We start from the raw sequence: 15,726 nt of genomic DNA, 5'->3' as shown, positions 1-15,726 counted from the left end.
TTCTTTTTTCTTATGTTCTAATTGACTGAATGGCCGCAATGGCGGGTCATTGTACAATTGTTTTAGCAAATTAGCCACAATTCGCAAAGGTGCATTTTGAATAAAAAATGAACGTTCAATAAAGATAGGAACTTGCAGTTAGCGCTGTAGGAACTCGGCCTTGAGCAGGCCTGCATGCCTAATTACAAAAGTATCTTTTAGCCCATAGTGAAGATGATTTTAATAGACGGTTTTATGATAAATGACACTGAGAAAACTTGAGTCCCCGCGGTTAGACCGCGGGGATTTGGAATTAGACATGCATTGCCAGTGTCAGATAAGGGCCTCTATAGGAAAAATCATTAGTTTCTTTGCCAGCAATATGTTGATAGCCAGGGCTAAATACCCAACCTCTAAGGGTGTCCATCGAGCTCAGATAGGTTCCAACTTGATAACCAGCTTCCACTGTTACACTGGCAACATTTGAAAAAGCATGATTGTAATCAATACCAAGCTTAGCAGTAATACTGTTAACGATTCTATCATTTTTAGGCCAAGTATACTGATAATTGAAATTTTGTAAGGTGACATAAGAATGGGAATCAATTTGCCCAACAATAAGCGCGTAGTCAAAGTAGCCCACTAAGCCGAAGCCACTACCCAAACCATAATTAGCATCAAGACTAAAAAGCGGGCCAGCTCCTCGGAATTTACTGATTACGTTACCAGGGGCAGCAAAGGTGAGCTTATGTTCGAGTTCTGCGAAGCGAATGCCTGCTGAAGGACGGATACTGAATTGTCTGCCAGTATCACGATATTTCCTACCTGCCTTCAGATCTAGTTGGTTTAATTTATAACGCAAATGCGCATCACTGACGAAACCGGGGGTAGGTGGGATTGTTGCATCAGGAAATAGAACTGAACCAAAATAATTTGAACCATCAGAAAAATCATTTACAGCGTGGGTGCGATTGCTAATGCCGAAATAACTTACTTCGATATTGTTGGCTGAATTTGCAAAATCATAACCTAAGGCGACACGGCCGGCAAACCTGTGTTTGGGCTGAAAAGGTTTACTGCGTGCTATCTCTCCACCCGGAGTAGGATATTGCCAACTGTCAGTTACTAAACCTATTCCAGTTTCGCTGGGACGTAAATAGTAGCCGGTTAAATTCGCATACAAGCCTCCAGGGCTTTGGAAAGCGCATAAAAATGAATTGCAGATTGGTCCATCCTTATCAAGTAGTTGGGGTGGGGCTGATGAAGCTGCTGCCGATACAAACAAACTTAAAAAAGAGAGAGAAATTTTTTCCCTAAACATAATAAAATTCCTTAATAATAAAAACTATTTTTCAATTAATTAGGATATAGCAATCCAGTTATGGGGCGTGATTTTATACCTTAGCTTGGGATGACTTGCAAGTACTAGAGATAGTTCACTTGTTGCAAATTCTGTTAGTGGAATACGAGTAGCCCCAGATTGTGATAGAACTGATATCTGATGTATGCCAATTTTGAAGGGCTATTTAAGGATACTAATAGACCTTTGATATACCCTATTTTCTAGACGGTTATCAGTTAGAGTCTCGCTTAATATGCGACACAACAAAATCCGAAACCTCAGCAGTGAAGCGATTCGTTGCAAGATTTGCCGCAATAACACCACCATAAGGCGTATCTGTAGGGCAATTGATGTGTTGACTAATTACACGAGAGGCAATAACCCGATTATCAGACATATGGGTTAATACTACTTTGACAACAAGATCAATTTGGCTTGGCTTTTTCAAAAAGTTCTGTTGTAACTCAATTAATTGAGTGTCTAGGCGATAGTCGGTATGTTCGGAATTGACACTTGAAGTTACTGCATAAAAATACCCGCTACGCTGTAAACTTTGAGCAAGAAGGGGTAAAAGCATATTGGCTGGCTGATCGACCCAGGCATTATTTGCAAAGGAACTCAGCTCATAGGCTTTTTTCACATATAACATTTCAGTGCTTTGATAGCCTGAAGCTGCTTCCGGCGCTGTGATAAGTATCGATTGCTTAGCTGAACTACCGCCCAAAGGCTTCGCACTATAGCTGTCTAGCTTGTATTGGTTAGAAATAGATGTTTTTACCGGCGAACATGCGCTTAATAAAAATCCGGTAAGAATTAGAACCAGGATACTGAGTTTATTCATGATTATTCTCCTGGACCTGGTTTGGGAGGTGTAGAGCCTCGTATCACTACGGAAGGGTTTTGTCGCATTTGGTTAGAGACCTTTTCAAGATTTACTGCTATAGCATCCAAGCGATGTATCAAGTTGATCACTGGAGGAACGGTTTGTTGAGATACTTTATCAATAGCTGTTTTACCGGAATCCATAGCTGAAGAAATTTTTTCTCCAGCCTCTTCCATTTTCACTAGTCCTGATTTGAGTTGGGTTACAACCTCAGGAAAACCGTGGCTCGCTATGGTGATATTTTTTATGAAAATGTCGGCATTTTTTATACTACGATTAAGATTCTCACTGTTTTGCGAGAAGGTAGTAGTAACGGTTCTGACGTTTGCCAAGGATTTATTAAAGTTATTAATATTTTCTTCGCTAAAAACTTGGCCAATTTTTTTACTGACCTTGTTAACATTTTCAGAAACCTCTTTAAGTACCCTATCAAGTTGATTAAATAAAGAAGGTTTCGCTGGGATCACTGGATAGGGCTGATTGGGTGCTGCGGCCAGGGGGGTCAAGTCAGAGGAGCTAGCTGCCAAGCCAACATAGGTGTTTCCAGTAATACCTTGAGAGATTAGAGTGGCCGTAGTGCTGACAGTAATGGGGGTGCCATCTTCAATACTGAGCATGATTTCAACTTGACGGGGATCATGATGGTTTAATTCAATTTTACTCACGAAGCCGACTTTCACACCGTTAAATTTAACCGCAGATTGTTCACTTAACCCAGATACAGCTTCGCGAATATAAACAACATAGGTGCTATATTTTTTTTGGTCAAAGCCCACAGATAGCCATAAACCTGCAGCAACCAGTGCGCCTACAAGAATCACTACGGCCAAGCCGACCATGGTGTAATTGGTTTTTGCTTCCAAAAAGCTTGCTCCTATTATCTCGTTGCAACCAGTTTAAAGTTTACTGAAGTAATCAGCAATTAGAGGATGCTTATTTTTCATTAATTCTTCAATGGGGGCAATGGCTAATATTTTCCCCTCGCCAACAAAGGCGACCCTGTCTGTCGCATGTTTTAGGGACTCGATATCATGGCTAATCATGACAATAGTTAGGTGCAGGGTATCCCTTAAAAAAACAACTAATTCATCAAAAAGTCTTGCGCTACGTGGATCAAGGCCTGTAGTAGGTTCGTCTAAAAAAAGCAGTTCTGGATCCATTGCAATAGCACGTGCAGCAGCTGCACGGCGCTGCATTCCCCCACTTAGCTCTGAGGGAAATTTACCGGCTGATTCTTTAGGGAGTCCTACCAGTGCAATTTTGAGCATGGCTAGTTCTTCCATAAATTGCGGTGCTAAACTGGTGAACTCCTGCATGGGAAACATAATATTTTCCAATACAGTCATTGAGGAAAACAGGGCGCTATGTTGAAACATCATCCCCCAACGGCGACGAACTGTATTCGCCTGACGACTATCTAGAGAAGTAATTTCTTCGCCAAAGATCTTTAAAGAGCCTCCTGTTGGTTGTAAGAGCATTAACAAGCTACGCAAAATGGTGGTCTTGCCGCTGCCGCTTCCCCCGATTATAGCTAGAATTTCTCCTCTCTCGACCTTGAGATTGACATCAGAGTGTACCCACTGGCCACCCAAACGATTTTTTAAGCCTGTAATCTCAATGACTGGTTCATCCATTTAGATTCCCATCCAGCTATAAATAATAGAGAAAACTGCATCTGCAACGATAATTAGAAATAGAGCTTGTACCACGCTTTTAGTAGTTTGACTGCCTATACTCGCGCCATTTGCCTCTACCCGGAATCCCTGAAAGCATCCAACAAGAGCAATGATCATGGCAAAGGCAGGTGCTTTATATAAACCTAACATCATTTGATTTAAACCAACAGATTCCTTCAACCTGGCCATAAAATCGATATAACCAACGTTAAGCATCCATTTAGACATGATTGTCGCACCAAAGATACTAAAGGCATCTGCCCAAAAAATAAGGAGAGGGAAAACAAAGAGTAAGCCAATAACTTTAGGCATAACTAAGAGCTCAGTAGGTGATAATCCCATTGTACTCAGCGCATCGATTTCCTCATTAATCTTCATTGACCCAAGTTGTGCGGTGAACGCGGAGCTTGTCCGTCCTGCTACAATGATTGCTGTAATCAAAGGAGCAAATTCACGAAAAATGGCCATTCCAGATAGATAGGCGATAAAAATATTGGCACCATAGGTTTGTAACTGCAAGCCCATTTGGTAGGCGAGGACTACACCAATTAAAAAAGAGAGTAGGGCAACGATAGGTAAGGCTTGCAAACCTGCGGAATTAACGTTTGATACGATACTTGGTAGCTGAAAACGTCGCCAATGACCGAGAGCTTCGATAAATTTGGTACTTAAATCACCAAGTAAAATTACAAAACCATCAGCCTGATGCAGCTTATGAATAGTTTCTTCGCCTATCCTATCAAAAACGTTGCGCTCATCGCCCTTAGGTTCCTCATAACGCAGCGACTCTCGCTTTTCTTCGATAATTTTTAGCATAGCTAATTGCTGCTTGCTAAAGTCAATCAATTCAGCTTCTTTGCCTTTTTCCTTCAATTTATCAATGCAATGCATTAGAGCGAGGGCGCCGGAACTATCAAATTTGGTTAGAGGTTTGCCACTAACCTTAATTGTTTTGTCCTCAGGAAGAGTTGAGAGATCAATACGGCTGAGCAGGTCATTGAGTTTGAGAACAGACCATGAGCCTTCGCATTGATAGCAATGTTTTTCTTTATCAAAAGTAAAAAAAGTCGAAGGTTTTGGCTTAGCCATAATTGAAGAATGTTAGGCAAGAAATAGCCTAGCATAATACGAAAAAGGGCGTTATGCAGCAAAAGACTTGGTCAAAGCGGTGAATTATTTTAGATAGGATAAATATTTAACAATATTGATCCCTAGTTGTAATTGCTAATTTGTGATACAATCCAGGCCATTTTTTTCTAGTGCAATAAACGGGCATGCAAGACACCTACAGTCAGTTTGAGAAGCGCAAACAGGATCATATTGATCTCGCTTTAAGGCAGGATAACCAGGCGAGCGAGCTGAATGTTCTGGATAAGATCTCATTAGTTCACGAAGCTTTACCAGACTTGGATTTTGCCGAGCTTAATATCAGTACTCAGCGCTTTGGCTCCGAGGTTGCCACGCCTTTCTTTGTTAGTTCCATGACAGCTGGTCATCGGGGGGGGCTGAGTATTAATCGCAATCTAGTTGAGGCCTGTGCTGAAAGTGGTTGGGCTATGGGTGTTGGCTCTCAGCGCCGTGAGTTGACTGATAGCGAAGCTCCTGCAGAATGGCATTCCCTGCGTCGTGATTTTCCTCAGGTAAGTCTCTTTTCTAATCTCGGAATTGCACAAATTATTAATACTCCCCTGTATCAGATTCAGGCCTTAATTGATTCATTGCAGGCAGAGGCGCTGATTATCCATTGCAATCCTTTGCAGGAATCAATTCAACCGGAAGGAACTCCGCAATTTAGAGGATGTTGGGAGGCGCTTGCTCATTTAGTCGCAAAAATGGATGTGCCTGTCATTGTTAAAGAGACAGGTTGTGGGTTTTCATTACAAACCCTAAAACGCCTTAATGAAATAGGGGTTTCTGTGGTTGATGTGAGTGGACTCGGTGGCACTCATTGGGGACGGATCGAGGGGCATCGTGCAGCCGAGGGTAGTATTAAGCAAAAGACAGCAATTACTTTCCGTAATTGGGGTATTGATACAGTGCAATCTGTTATCAATGCAGTTTCTCTAAGCCCTCAATTTGAAGTATGGGGCTCTGGTGGAGTTCGTAATGGTTTGGATGCGGCAAAATTATTTGCCCTTGGCGCAAGTTCAGTAGGCTTTGCCAAACCGATGTTGAATGCAGGGTTGCAAGGTGCACTACAAGTGCATGATCTAATGCGAGCGATCGAATATGAATTGAAGGTTGCTATGTTTTGTACAGGTAGCCGTGTACTCAGTGAGCTGAAGGAGAAGGCATGCCGTTAAATAGTCAGGCTGGAGAATTATTTCAAGGGTTTTCCAAATTAACTCGCGAAGAACGATTTAAGCGTTTGCTAGCCATGGGCGCTCTGACATCGGATGATATTCAATATTTGCAGGAAGGTGCAGTGCAGGATACTGTGCTTGCCGATAAGTTGATCGAGAATGTAATTGGCTATTTTCAGCTTCCTTTAGGCGTTGCGACCAATTTTTTCATTGACGGTAAAGACTATGTTGTTCCGCTGGCGGTGGAAGAAACGTCTATCATCGCTGCCTTATCGAAAACAGCTAAATGGATAAGACAACAGGGTGAAATCACTACACAGGTGGAGGGTGATTGTATTATCGGCCAGATTCAGTTAGCAAAAGTTGCTAATTGGGAGCAATTTGCGGCGATCCTGCAAGAAAATAAGCAATTTTTGATTGAAAAGGCAAACGAAGAAGTTGCTTTCAGCATGGTAAAACGAGGCGGTGGGGTTATTGATCTGCAACTACGTCGTTTGGAGCGTGATGATGGTGCTGTTATGGCAGTAGTTCATCTAATGATGAATAGCTGTGATGCTATGGGGGCGAATATTATCAATCAGGTGTTGGAATATTTAAAGGCGCCGATTGAGAAGCTAACCGGCGAGCAGGTCACTATGTGTATCTTGTCCAATCTGAATGATCAGAAATTGACAACGGCGAAGGTTAGCATTCGTGATGTTGAGCCTGAACTTGGCGAGCGTTTACAAGAGGCATCTCTATTTGCGGAAACCGATCCCTATCGTGCAGCAACGCACAATAAGGGCGTAATGAATGGTATAGATCCTGTGTTAATTGCTACAGGCAACGATTGGCGTGCAGTTGAAGCAGGCATACATGCTTATGCTGCTCGCCAGGGTCGTTATCAAGCAATTACTCGTTGGCGCTACCAAGATGGGGTATTAACAGGCCAATTAACCGCACCAATCATTGTTGGTACTGTAGGTGGTGTAACTGCTTTGCATCCGACGGCAAAACTTTGTTTGCGTATGATGGGCATTGAAACAGCCAATGAACTGTCGCGAATTATTGCTGCTGTGGGATTAGTGCAAAATTTGGGTGCTATGAAAGCCTTGTGCACAGAAGGGATTATTCAGGGGCATATGAAGCTTCATATTGATAATTTGCTTTTAGTTGCAGGAGCTACGGAAGGCGAAATGCCTGTTTTAAAAGCGCGTCTGCAAAGCTGGTTAGTAACTAATAAACGAGTCAGTTTAAACAATGCCTGTGATCTATTAACTGAAATACGACAAACGCAGGCTGCAACATGAAGTGGCGGATTCCTGCAAAAACCTTTTTGCTCGGCGAGTACGCGGCAGTTGCAGGTGCTCCAGCAATTGTTTTAACAACCTCCCCCTGTTTTGAGTTAGCTTTTACAGACGATACAAAGGTACAAGGTATTCACCCTGAGTCACCAGCTGGACAATGGTGGACTCACCACCGTATTCCCTCGCGTGGGCTAGTTTGGCGTGATCCCTATGATGGAAAAGGAGGGTTGGGGGCGTCCAGCGCTCAATTCCTTGGAGTTTATTTAGCCAGTTGTCGTTTGCTGCAGGTTGTCCCTAGTAAGAAAGCCCTGTTAGATGCTTATTATCAATGTGCCTGGCAAGGAGAGGGATTAAAGCCCAGTGGCTATGATTTGCTCGCTCAATCGCAAAACGGCTGTGTTTATATCGATCGCGAGCAGCATATTATTAAATCTTATGATTGGGTTTTTAAGGATATCTCCTTTCTTCTTTTGCATAGCGGACAAAAATTAGCAACGCATTACCATTTAAAGAACATCCGGCTTCCCAATTCAATAAATCAATTATCAGCGACAGTAGAATTAGCGCATGATGCCTTTGAGCAAGCTGACAGTGAAAAACTTGTGCAAGCAGTAAATAGCTATGAGCAACAATTATCAAGCTTAGGGCTGGTTGCGCCTCATAGCCAAGAGCATATCCGTACCTTCAATTCCCAAGCTGACGTCCTTGCTGCCAAAGGCTGTGGTGCTTTAGGTGCCGATGTATTGCTGTTAATCATCCCCAGTGCTGGTTTGAAGGCAAAAGTAAAAAATCTCGCGGCTGAGGGGTGGACTGTATTAGCAACAAGCGAAGATTTATACGCCGGTCGTACATTAATGAAAAATAAACCACATAAAACACTTGAAATTTTACCTTAATCCGGTATCATTCCAGCCTCTTTGGGGCCGTTAGCTCAGTCGGTAGAGCAGGAGGCTTTTAACCTCTGTGTCATAGGTTCGAATCCTATACGGCCCACCATTTTGACCACAAGCCTTTGTGGCAGAATGAAAGGCGAGAAAATTAGTTATTTTATAATGGGCCGTTAGCTCAGTCGGTAGAGCAGGAGGCTTTTAACCTCTGTGTCATAGGTTCGAATCCTATACGGCCCACCATTCTAAACAAACACGATTTACCCTAGGTCTTACATCACAATGCGCTCGTAGCTCAGCTGGATAGAGTACTTGGCTTCGAACCAAGGTGTCGGGGGTTCGAGTCCCTCCGAGCGCGCCATTTAAATCAAGGACTTAGCTGGCTCATCCCCATTTCCGGGGGCACGAATCAAGAACACAAAACTTTAACCCTTAACCTATAGTTTTCAAAATTTCTAAATCCGTAAGCACGCCGTTGAATTAGCTTCATCTTTCGATGGAAGCCTTCCGTAATGCCGTTGTTTTTAGTAAACCGCCATTTTACGGGGTAGTGTACCTGGTTATTTACCAAGCTTAAGTAGGTCAGCAACAATTTGTCCGACAAGTATTGGCTCGACCAAACCCGCCCTTTCTCATTTAAGTGGGTAGAAGTAAAAGCCCACCGATCAACTTTACACGCCTTAGGTAAGTTTAAATTTAAAGTTGCTCTATACTTACTAATGAGAAACTCCAAACTAAATTGGTGTAAATGATCTGAATAAATGCTTCCTGCCAGTTGTTTATAAAATTTCGACGGAAATACATGAGATACTTATCATGGATCAAGAACATCCACTTAAAAGCTCTATAGAGACCTCATCAAAAGAATCAGCTAACTTATTATTTGAAGTCCAGTCTCTTATTGATTCGTATCCCCAGGGTAGATATTCGTTCCCCACTCACCTGGATTTCAACATGTATGTTTTACAACAAGCTAAATTTGCATCTGATTCAGAAAAACCATGTGAACTCCTTGTTGATGGAACCCAAAAATCTCTCGTAAAAATGCGCTTGCTAGAATTTATTGATAGTGATAATCCAAGTTTTAAAGGATATCTTGTACTGAGTTTTAAGGATAAAACCAAATTTGCCATACCTCTTAATTCCGCAAATTGTTTGGTCCTTAAAGAGTTATTCAAAGTTCAGGGATGCAACCTTGATCGTATTTATTCAAGAAAATCTGCACTTGCTGTGGATTGGATTAAAGAGAATGTAGATACGGTCTACAATTCATACGCTTCGCGTCGTGATGAAGTTGATGAATTCTATGATGCCGAACATCAAAAAATTAATAACGAAATTAGGCGAATACTAGCAAAGGAACCAGTGCTGAAATCGATTAATATTATTGATGGTGGTTGCGGTAATGGGAAGTACATTAATGCGGCATCAAGCGCTTTTAATGAAACGGATGTGCACCTAGCTGGCTTTGATTTTAACGAGTCTAATATTGAGCAAGCACAATCTAAATATTCAGATAAAGGAACATTTATTAAAGGAGATTTGCTGAAATTCCAAGAGGTTCTTGATCAATGCGCCAATGTGTTAGATAAGAATGCCCCAACCTTTATGGTGTTATCGGGCTCGCTAACACGCCTTGTATTAACCGATGGTTTTCAAGCGCTAAAAGTATTACAAGGTTTTGCAAATAGTGATTTTGCTGATTATTTAGTGGGCTGTGGTGTTGGCGAACCATTGATTAACCGACATATTGCCAAGCAAGTTGGATACCGAATGGAGCCCTCGACAACTACTGCGAGTGAATTATTCTCTTGTAAAAAAATGACACAGGAAGAATTTATTATACAGAAATTAAAAAAACTCAAACAATATAATACGCTTGATTTGTCCTTATACCACAACCCTACTGCATTGCTCCTTAATCAATCATTATTAAAACACCTTGCTGATGACAGCATTATCGATCTTTCATTTACAACATTAACACCTGAGTTAATAAGCACAATACAATTTATTATTAAAGAGAGGCCTAAGGTTAGGCTCGTATTTTGGCATAATCAAATTAAAAAGCTTCAAGAATTTTATGATCTATTTCCAGAAGAAAACATTCAATCGTTGTATTATACAAGAGGGGAGCATTTCCTTGGGGCATCACGGTGGCTTAACTCCACTTTTGAACCTGATCTTTCTGATTTATCCGGTCATTCTGTGTCGTCAAAATTTTCCGATTTTTGTATTAAAAATTTATTGTTAAACAGTAAAAGTGGACGTTCTGTTTTGCTAAATTTAATTCATTTGTCCGAGCAAACTGGACTTAGAAATTGGGTATTTGATAATACGAATTTTCTAGAACAGATAAGGAATGAAAAATTTTATAATATATCAGCTCAAAAAAGGGATGAGTTAGTTAATTCGGCTGTAAAAGAAATCAATTCTTCTAATTTTGAATCATTAATTTACCTACTAGAGAAATTGAATCTAATTAATAGCACTACTGACCCAGAATTATATTATCTTTTAAATTTGTACAAACAAAACCAATATGAGTCTGGAATTTATGGATCTGCCCCTATCTGTACAACAATCTCATCTACCCAAAATAAAGAAGATAGAATAATCGAATCTTTAAAATTCTATAACCGAGATTTTGAAGATGCTTTTCGAAATCTTATTAAACGTGTAAAAAATATCCGTTTAGATACTCCCAAAGAAGTGCACAACAGATTAGAGGAATTAGTGTTTTGGGCCATAAAAAATTGGTCTAATTATGAAGATGTAGAACATCTGATTAAGACCCTAGAAGAATTTAAGTTAATTGATCCTCATAGGGATCTCGTGATTTATTACATGTTGGCCTTTTTTAAACAAAATCCAGACAGGCGAACTGATATATCGAGTGAAGCCAGCCTAGATACTGAGAAAGGACGCCTAATTGAGGCACTAAAGTTTTATGATGAAAGACATCATGATACCTACCTACAAGTGGTTGCAATGCTGGTAGCAAACCAAGGGCAAAAAGAGTTTGATTTTATTGCACTACATGGACAACATCAGAGGCTAATCAAAGCATTAAGTCACTCTTTTTATCCTGAATTTAAAATAATGGAACTTCTTCCTTATTTGAATGCCTATAGTCATATTGTTTTTAGTTATAATTGGTCATTAAACTCTTTAGAAATTCAGGGTCAATCTGATTTGTGGGATGTAAATGCGAGAGCTGAAGTGGATGTAAAATTACAACGATTAGGATTCACTGATATAGAAATAGCCGATATTATTAACCCCTTTCATTTTCGTGATAGAACATCAGATTCACTCATTATTCCATTAAAGCAAGAACAGGTGCAGTTGCTTCTTGCAGATCTTGATAAAGTAAAAACCAGACCAGAAAAAAGTATTTTGGAGTCCGCTTTTTACCAAGCATTGATTGTTCTCCCTTCCGACGAGTTGGACGATGAAGAGCAATCTAGTGTTGTAACTCGGGTACCAACATTTTTTGGTTCATCTCAAAAATCGAGTCTATATGATGATAATGGTATGAACGATTATGCTCGACTTGGGTTAACCTGGGAACAAGCTCATTTCTTATTAATTCAAAATTTACAAGATATCCAGGAACAACTTACACTACTTATAAATGAAAAATTATTAGATAAACAGTTCTTGGAATACCTTAATACAAAACAATTGAGTCCTCAAAATAGCCCGTTAGATGGTTTGACTTCACAAGCGAATCAACTTGTATCTGCCCCAGAAATTATCCAAGGATATATTGACTATGAAATTCATGATCGAAAATCTAAGAATGCCGTAATTGAACCGATGCTATTTGAAATATTGCAGGATTTAATAAATAAAACTCCCAAATTGGGCTGATAGCAGTCCACATTGTTTGAAGAAAAATTTCATAAAATAACAATCATTTGGTCACTAAACTATCTAGAGCTATTGATATTTAAAAAAAGTATCCTTTAAATGTTGGCACACAAAATCAGATACGATGTTCTTTAGCTACTGTGAGAACGGAACAGTAGCTAATGATGATGGTTTGAAATGTAAGACAATGTCTTATGCACTATACGTAAGATATATTCTTACTATATAGAGGCAAATATGACTGGTACAATGACTGTTGATTTGGGTAATGAACTTCGTAATTACGTGGAATCACTTGTAAGCTCAGGGGATTATAGAAGTAATAGCGAAGTATTAAGAGAGTCGTTGCGTTTACTTCGTGAAAAACAAGCTGAATCAAAACTAGAGCAGTTGCGTCACCTTATAGATGAAGGGGATGCTAGCGGGAAGCCTGAAACATGGGATGCACATGATTTTCTTAAGAAAATGAAGAAAAAATCCTTATTTCCTGATGCTGGAATAGCACATATTAAGTTTAATTTTAAACAAAATGACTAAGATTCTTCTGTGAACAAAACGTGTCTCAACTGTGGCGGTACTACGCTGTAGTAGGCAGTTTTAGGCAGTAATTGTTGAATTTGACGCTTCACAAAGTATTGATTTTCAACGAATTTAAAACCAGAGCATAAGGCTTCAAACCAAGGTGTCTGGGGGTCGAGTCCCTCTGAGTTCTTCAGTTTTTTATTTTAAAATCAATAAATTAACAATGAATTTTGTCTTGTGATTTTTTTCAAACTCCTTTGCTTGAGAACCTTCTTCCTGAACATTTTTTCTATACTAAGTCAATGAGTTCAAAACCTAATTCTTGAAAGTATATGGTACAACGTGATCAAGAAAAATTTGCTAGAAATATAAAAATAAGCACATTAACAACTCAACTTAAAGAAATGTTTCCCCAAGTATTAGAGGAAACAAAAACTAGTAATGAACAATCTTTGCATGCTTATTTTGCTACGAGAAAGGCTCAATATATCGATCTCAAGCATTTAGTTACACCAAAGTTTAGAAACGGCTCTTGGGTTAATGGTAATAGTGAAATTAGGCGTTTTCGAAAACGATATTGGTCAATAGGGCATATCTTGCAAACAGGGCTTGCTAGATCCTTATTGTCATTTAGTGATGAGGAAATCAAACTATCATCGAACAGTTCTACAGGCTCGCTGCATAAACTCGCCCAGTGTTTTATAGTCCTTCATTTTAAAATGATTTTGCGACAAAGCCACTAAAAATTAAGTTTGCTGGCTATTGAAGGCTTATCTATCTCTAACAACTTTTTAGATGTTACAGGGAATAAAGTAATTCTCATTTTTGTTCGTTTATTCTCAATTGTTACTGTACTAAGCAGAGGATGCTGAACTATGGTTTCATCCGGATTTGGGGAGAGAAAGTGTTTTTCAGCTTGCTCCTCAGAATCCTCAGATAGGTTATCTACATTAGGAAAATCGGAGGCTTCAAATGCTTTATTAGATATTTTCTTAACAATTTCTTCAGTTGGCTTTTCTGTAAAAAAGCGATGATAGAGTTTTCCATCCCGTTTACCTATGCAGTAGGATAATACCCCTCTCGCGTGTTTACCGAGCTCTGGGATAGAAATTTCAGCGGGTAAGACATATCGGATATCAGTAAGTCCTGTTGTAGGATTATTCCAGATGGTTTGCAATGCCATATCTATAACAAACCAATCGACAGAACTAGTGAATGCATGATAAGCAATCATAAGTTGTTGGTAGCTGCTTAGGCATTCAACATACTCAGGAAAGCGCACAGGATCCAAGGGAATGTTAGTTTCAAACCATCTAAATACTCTAAATACATAGCTAAATGGTGCGGGTGTTTGAGGAAGTGATAATAAACTGACTTTTTTCTCCAACACTAGATCTGCGTTTACAAGCTCAGTTTTTTCATCTACATCAGGTAGAACTTCTGGTATTGTGCTTACTGAGCTACTCGCTGCTCCACGTTCAGAGATCTTTTTCGATTGTTTTGTGTGCTTTGATTGTTTTCTGGATGGCTGTGGAACTGCAGAGATAGGAATAGGCCATTCCTCATTGATTGAGCTATTCAACTCACAAAGCATATTTAAAGATAATTCTTTTTCTTCCAATTCACTTATTGGCAATTCTTTAGGCAAAACGCGTTCAACGCCTAAGTCGGGAACAAGAAGCTTTAAATACTGCATCTTCTGCCCTGATTTTTTAGAGTACACAAAACCATGCAACAACTGATAAACATGCGCATATAATTGACTTTGGCTCTGAGCCATATCTTGATAGGCTCTGCATATAAAATTAAGGTCTGTATGCTCTTGGGGATCCAAACCCTGCAATACCCTATTCTCGACAATTGCTGTTACCGCTTCCGTCAAAGTTTTTTTGTTCCGGTTGAGCAAAATACTATTACAAGGAGCAATCCAGTCCTCTACTACTCGTTCACAAAAAGCCCTCACTAAACCATTTTGGGAATATATTGTTATAAAATCTACCCATTCCGTATAAGCATTTTTATATTCGAATATAGCCATCTGATTTCTTATATGAGCCAGAAGATACTTCACGCGTGGGCTTGCCGATTCCTTAGAGAAAGACTCTAGCTTGCTATATAGGTTAAGAAGAACACGATGCTGCCTACGATCTTGGCTAGATAATAAAACTGGGGTCTTATCTAAAAGCTCTGTAAGCTGGATTGCAAATGCAAAATCGTCTTGGCTTTCATCTCCCCATTCAGGGCTTATACCAGTCTCAATGGTACCAGAGAGTCTGACAACGTTTTGAACGCCAGTTGCATAATGCTCGTTGCCAAACTTGTAGCAAACTTTAGCTGCTTGCACAACTGCCCAGGCTTTTTTCACATGTATAGCTTCTAAGTAAAGTAAATTTAAGAGAGCCTGGTAATCCGCAGCAACCTTATCATTTAGACCTCTATTTAATTGGGAAGCAATAATTTTCCATCGTTCAGCTATTGGCGTTTTGCAAAGACTTAAATGTCCTGTGACTTCCTGCTCCCCAGTTGGCGATTGAAGTTTTCCGCCAAGAAGCGCAAGCCGGTATTTTTCGCTAACTGGAAGTTCTGGGAAAGGATCTAAGGCGTCTAAACCGACAGGTCTAGTTTTTTGTGGATCCATTCGTTTTAGAATGTTAAGCAAGGTTGCTTTTGGAGCTGAAGGAACTTGATTTTGCAAAGAGAATTCAGGATACAACCTGTTAATCTCTTGAAATAGCGCGAGCTTAGATGCTGAAGTGATTTTATAACTTTGGATAGGATAGGCAATCGCATCAACAAAACTGGCAAAACTTAATTCATCCTCTAAAGATAAGCATTCTTTTAGCGCACTCATGTTGGAGGGAGTACATTTATTTAAAAGTGCTATCATCTCATCTATTGTATGAGGTACTCGATGAGCCAAAAACATTTGCGGCATGCTAATCTCCCAATGAATTTGGCAAATATTCGCACAA

General features: G+C 39.9%; 12 protein-coding genes, 3 tRNA genes and 1 pseudogene. 9 read left to right on the top strand and 7 right to left on the bottom strand.

Going from position 1 to position 15,726, the window contains the following annotated elements:
* Window positions 1–292: 292 nt before the first annotated feature.
* The 5 genes from BN1094_RS10225 to BN1094_RS10205 all read right to left on the bottom strand — a co-directional run bounded on the left by BN1094_RS10225 (window position 293) and on the right by BN1094_RS10205 (window position 4,969).
* Complete coding sequence (locus BN1094_RS10225; RefSeq protein WP_043874297.1) at window positions 293–1,300, bottom strand: Lpg1974 family pore-forming outer membrane protein; 1,008 nt, start codon at window positions 1,298–1,300, stop codon at window positions 293–295.
* 253 nt (window positions 1,301–1,553) lie between these two features.
* Window positions 1,554–2,162 (bottom strand): ABC-type transport auxiliary lipoprotein family protein, encoded by a 609-nt coding sequence (locus tag BN1094_RS10220; protein WP_043874296.1) that lies wholly within the window; start codon window positions 2,160–2,162, stop codon window positions 1,554–1,556.
* Window positions 2,163–2,164: 2 nt separating this feature from the next.
* A complete protein-coding gene (locus tag BN1094_RS10215; protein ID WP_043874295.1) occupies window positions 2,165–3,067 on the bottom strand; it encodes an MlaD family protein in 903 nt (300 codons plus the stop codon).
* Window positions 3,068–3,100: 33 nt separating this feature from the next.
* Entirely contained in the window at window positions 3,101–3,838 is a 738-nt protein-coding gene (locus BN1094_RS10210; protein ID WP_043874294.1) for an ABC transporter ATP-binding protein, read from the bottom strand.
* On the bottom strand, window positions 3,839–4,969 hold the full coding sequence (locus tag BN1094_RS10205) for an MlaE family ABC transporter permease (protein WP_043874293.1): 1,131 nt from the start codon (window positions 4,967–4,969) through the stop codon (window positions 3,839–3,841).
* A 185-nt stretch (window positions 4,970–5,154) separates the two neighbouring features.
* On the opposite strand from BN1094_RS10205, the gene fni reads away from it, so the two are divergent.
* The 6 genes from fni to BN1094_RS10175 all read left to right on the top strand — a co-directional run bounded on the left by fni (window position 5,155) and on the right by BN1094_RS10175 (window position 8,717).
* Entirely contained in the window at window positions 5,155–6,183 is a 1,029-nt protein-coding gene (gene fni, locus BN1094_RS10200) for a type 2 isopentenyl-diphosphate Delta-isomerase (protein WP_043874292.1), read from the top strand.
* A complete protein-coding gene (locus BN1094_RS10195) occupies window positions 6,174–7,472 on the top strand; it encodes a hydroxymethylglutaryl-CoA reductase, degradative (RefSeq protein ID WP_043874291.1) in 1,299 nt (432 codons plus the stop codon). The genes fni and BN1094_RS10195 overlap by 10 nt, the downstream gene beginning before the upstream one ends.
* Window positions 7,469–8,365 carry a mevalonate kinase family protein gene (locus BN1094_RS10190; protein WP_043874290.1) on the top strand — a complete coding sequence of 299 codons (897 nt, stop codon included), beginning with the start codon at window positions 7,469–7,471 and terminating at the stop codon, window positions 8,363–8,365. The genes BN1094_RS10195 and BN1094_RS10190 overlap by 4 nt, the downstream gene beginning before the upstream one ends.
* Before the next feature lie 24 nt (window positions 8,366–8,389).
* Window positions 8,390–8,465: transfer RNA gene (locus tag BN1094_RS10185), tRNA-Lys, on the top strand.
* 58 nt (window positions 8,466–8,523) lie between these two features.
* A tRNA-Lys gene (locus BN1094_RS10180) sits at window positions 8,524–8,599 on the top strand.
* A gap of 41 nt (window positions 8,600–8,640) precedes the next feature.
* Window positions 8,641–8,717: transfer RNA gene (locus tag BN1094_RS10175), tRNA-Arg, on the top strand.
* 48 nt (window positions 8,718–8,765) lie between these two features.
* On the opposite strand, the pseudogene BN1094_RS19320 reads toward BN1094_RS10175, so the two are convergent.
* Window positions 8,766–8,894 (bottom strand): annotated as a pseudogene (locus tag BN1094_RS19320) (transposase); the annotation flags it as partial.
* 278 nt (window positions 8,895–9,172) lie between these two features.
* On the opposite strand from BN1094_RS19320, the gene BN1094_RS10170 reads away from it, so the two are divergent.
* The 3 genes from BN1094_RS10170 to BN1094_RS10160 all read left to right on the top strand — a co-directional run bounded on the left by BN1094_RS10170 (window position 9,173) and on the right by BN1094_RS10160 (window position 13,497).
* A complete protein-coding gene (locus tag BN1094_RS10170; RefSeq protein ID WP_043874289.1) occupies window positions 9,173–12,232 on the top strand; it encodes a class I SAM-dependent methyltransferase in 3,060 nt (1,019 codons plus the stop codon).
* 237 nt (window positions 12,233–12,469) lie between these two features.
* Window positions 12,470–12,769: a type II toxin-antitoxin system ParD family antitoxin gene (locus tag BN1094_RS10165; RefSeq protein WP_043874288.1), complete on the top strand. Its 300-nt coding sequence runs from the start codon at window positions 12,470–12,472 to the stop codon at window positions 12,767–12,769.
* 317 nt (window positions 12,770–13,086) lie between these two features.
* Window positions 13,087–13,497, top strand: coding sequence for a hypothetical protein (locus tag BN1094_RS10160; protein ID WP_043874287.1), 411 nt, complete (start codon window positions 13,087–13,089; stop codon window positions 13,495–13,497).
* Here BN1094_RS10160 and BN1094_RS10155 read toward each other — a convergent pair.
* Window positions 13,494–15,689: a hypothetical protein gene (locus BN1094_RS10155; protein ID WP_043874286.1), complete on the bottom strand. Its 2,196-nt coding sequence runs from the start codon at window positions 15,687–15,689 to the stop codon at window positions 13,494–13,496. The two genes, BN1094_RS10160 and BN1094_RS10155, sit on opposite strands and share 4 nt — an antisense overlap.
* Between the last annotated feature and the right edge of the window lie 37 nt (window positions 15,690–15,726).

Origin of the sequence: Legionella massiliensis, assembly GCF_000756815.1 — a bacterium.
GTDB classification, from domain to species: Bacteria; Pseudomonadota; Gammaproteobacteria; order Legionellales; family Legionellaceae; genus Tatlockia; species Tatlockia massiliensis.
The sequence above is the reverse complement of the archived record's forward strand: the minus strand, read 5'-3'. Positions and strand labels throughout refer to the sequence as shown.